The organism is Coprococcus hominis (ex Arizal et al. 2022) (assembly GCF_040094675.1).
Classification (GTDB): domain Bacteria; phylum Bacillota; class Clostridia; order Lachnospirales; family Lachnospiraceae; genus Coprococcus_C; species Coprococcus_C hominis.
In genome coordinates this window covers 1-2,955 of the sequence record NZ_JBBNHG010000002.1, presented here as the reverse complement: position 1 = coordinate 2,955, position 2,955 = coordinate 1, and the positions used below count along the sequence as shown (strand labels likewise).

Genomic DNA, 2,955 nt, shown 5'->3' with positions numbered 1-2,955 from the left:
CTTACGCTGTTCCCAAGCGTAAATAAATTTTTCAAATCAAACACTATACTTGTCGCATCTTTCACAAAAGTCCCTTTTTTGATAACATTTTTTTATTAAAATAACATTTATAATGTTACTATTCATTGTTTATGTTATCTTAATTTCTCTCTTACCAGCATCAAGGCATATCCCATCAGATTTTGTCCTTTCCATTCGCTTGGATCTAATCTTTTCGGATCACTCATAGACAATCCGATGCCCCAAATCTTATCATTCACGGCAGCTTCCGCAAGAACTGTATTGCCTGTATCGAGCAACGCTCTTTTTAACTCCGGATTCTGTGTAAATTTCGCCATCAGACCTTCATAGACGATAATCTGTCTCATACCATTCCAGACATGATTATCAAAACCGGACACCTTACGTCCTAGCTCTTTGATATAAGCTACATCATCTGTTGCAAGTATCTGTGCCGCAATATTTTCATCGTGAAACCGCAAAGCTTTTTGATGCATCATATACTGTTCCAATGAAGTATATTTCATATCACCAGTTGTAAAATCAGACAAATACCAATTACTGAAACATCCATTTTCCTCGTCTGGATTGTGAAATGTTAATACTCTCACCCTGGTTCACCCACCTTTTGTACTGCTAAATCGAGTTCTAAATCATGCAATCCCGGATATGCTTTTTTCAAGAAACTAAGTGGAATTTTCTTCACAACTTCCCGGCTGGGAATATTATAGAACCACTGATAATATGCATAAAATTCACCTACCCAATCCGGAAGGAATCCAGCAAGTGCTTTCCCATCTTTCAATGCATATTCTTCAGTTTTGCAGAAATACTCCCACAAAGTTTTTGCATCCATCGTATTCACATATGCCTGTGATTCATCGATGCTTTTCCGTGTATTACTCTGCATATAAAAATTGATAAAATCCTCTGTGTCCTTATCCGGGAATGTTTCCGCAACATAATCGAATAACTTTCCCTGATTCTCAACTACATCACTTAAATATGCTTCTGCGTATGCTCCCATACCCTATCACCTCTACAATAATGTACTAAATACCTTCGTTACCTTATTGGCTTCTGAATCAACCAGTTTTCTCATATTATCTCTGGCTTCTATATCCCGTTGATTGTATTGTTCATTGAATTCACTATATGGAACTGAAATCATATCTTCATCGATTTCATGCAATTGCGCATACGCCCGTTCTGATTTGATACAATACTGGATTCCCAAACCGCCCAATGATAACAATTCCTCCAATATATCCATATCTATGTTGTCGCGCACAAATTCTTTTGCAATATAAAAGTACGATGCGTCGGCTCTCCACCCCTTTATCACATCATAGTCGCTTGTATCAATTCCGTATTTATCAATGAACTTCGCCGCTAACATTCTATATCTTTTTGAATCTGCCGCATCCCGATGTTTCATAAGCTCCGCTAACCAGTTCAGTACATCTTTCTCTTGAAAATCGAGAATCTTCAATCCAGTACAATCCAATTCATATTTATGTACCCATCCATTTTCGCTATTCGGTACACAAACCGCCCACTCCTTGGCTAAATTCAATACTTCCGTCAGATAAAATCCACGACCATAATCATGTTTATCATTTCCACCACCAAAGACCGGTGTCACTATTTTATTTTGTGTTCCATGATATAAAATAATTTTACCCATTCCGTAATCCCTCCATTAATACTTCTTAGGACGTTTTTCGTTAATTTCTGATAACATGCAATCTTGTTATAATCTAGCATTAATACACATATGCACCATTTATAAAAACCTTATAATCATCAAAAGAAACATCCTCTGGGATCTCATACTTTATTGTTTGAGTTTCTCCTTCTTTTAAATCAAAAACACCCGCATCATCAGTTATCAAATAATAATATTCTTCGCTATCCGCTATTTTACCATCTTTATATACAACTACTACACAATTCAGATCATCAATATTGCACTCTGCATTATTGGTACAATCAACAATTATATTACTTCCACTTCTATTTGATTCCACTGAAATATCAGTAGCAAAATTACCTGAGTAAATAGAAATATTATTATCATTAACCTCTTCGTCAATTTCATAATCATCATAATCCGTCTCAGTAATAAATTTTCTTACAACAGTTGTTTTTCCAAGAACTTGTTCCAAACTTTCTTCCTGGTAATCCACTTTATTCCCCTCAGCATCCTTTAATGTCAACTTTAATAATATATTGTCCGCTTTGTACTCACTATTATTTGTCACAAATACATAGAGCACCCTTTTATTTGCAATCTCACATGTAACTTCTAAATTTGACTTAATTTTCTCGACTTCTAGCTGTTCTTCCTTTTTTGACGTTGCTAATAATGAGACCGGTAAATCAATATCTGATTGAATTAAGTTAACTATTTTTGTTGTTCCAGAAATAGAACATTCATAACTAATTTTCCCGTTTTTATATGTAAAATCTTTTGTATTATCACCCGATGCTAGAATAGAAACATCCGTTTTATCATGATCATTTTCAGAAGTCCATGTATACGCCTTACTGTTCTCCGGTTGTTCTAAACTGCCTGCCCAGTATAAAGTATAACTTGCATCCACAGTATTGTACCAATATATCCAAATAGTATCATCATTAATTGATGCAACTTGATACATTTCTCCCAAATCACCATCCTGTTTCCACGTACCTGATAAGTCTGAAACAACGTCATTTTCCGACACTTCGCTTGCCGAATCTGTCATGGATGACACCGATGTCGTATAATTCGATGAATCATTTTTCTGTCCACATCCTACCATGATACAGCATATTCCAATTGCAAATAATATGCCCATTTTCTTCATATTGCTAATCTCCTTCTTTATATCTAAATAAACATATTCTGTAACATAAATTTCTTCAATGCTTTAAGTTTTTCACACTTACGTTGATGAAGAGTGATGAGGT

4 protein-coding genes are annotated in these 2,955 nt (G+C 35.1%); all 4 read right to left on the bottom strand.

Features of this window, described 5'->3' with window-relative positions; genetic code table 11:
- Nucleotides 1–134: 134 nt before the first annotated feature.
- Nucleotides 135–611: an NADAR family protein gene (locus AAAT93_RS00025; RefSeq protein ID WP_227573659.1), complete on the bottom strand. Its 477-nt coding sequence runs from the start codon at nt 609–611 to the stop codon at nt 135–137.
- Nucleotides 608–1,027: a hypothetical protein gene (locus tag AAAT93_RS00020; RefSeq protein WP_118735135.1), complete on the bottom strand. Its 420-nt coding sequence runs from the start codon at nt 1,025–1,027 to the stop codon at nt 608–610. Before AAAT93_RS00020 ends, AAAT93_RS00025 begins: the two co-directional genes overlap by 4 nt.
- Nucleotides 1,028–1,039: 12 nt before the next feature.
- Nucleotides 1,040–1,687, bottom strand: a complete 648-nt coding sequence (locus AAAT93_RS00015; RefSeq protein ID WP_227573658.1) for a DUF3990 domain-containing protein — start codon at nt 1,685–1,687, stop codon at nt 1,040–1,042.
- A gap of 79 nt (nt 1,688–1,766) precedes the next feature.
- Complete coding sequence (locus tag AAAT93_RS00010) at nt 1,767–2,852, bottom strand: hypothetical protein (protein ID WP_118671039.1); 1,086 nt, start codon at nt 2,850–2,852, stop codon at nt 1,767–1,769.
- Nucleotides 2,853–2,955: the final 103 nt, after the last annotated feature.

What these genes read in the sequence shown, in the direction of transcription:
- AAAT93_RS00020 (WP_118735135.1), bottom strand. Translation starts at nt 1,027, where the DNA reads ATGGGAGCATACGCAGAAGCATATTTAAGTGATGTAGTTGAGAATCAG.
- AAAT93_RS00015 (WP_227573658.1), bottom strand. Translation starts at nt 1,687, where the DNA reads ATGGGTAAAATTATTTTATATCATGGAACACAAAATAAAATAGTGACA.
- AAAT93_RS00010 (WP_118671039.1), bottom strand. Translation starts at nt 2,852, where the DNA reads ATGAAGAAAATGGGCATATTATTTGCAATTGGAATATGCTGTATCATG.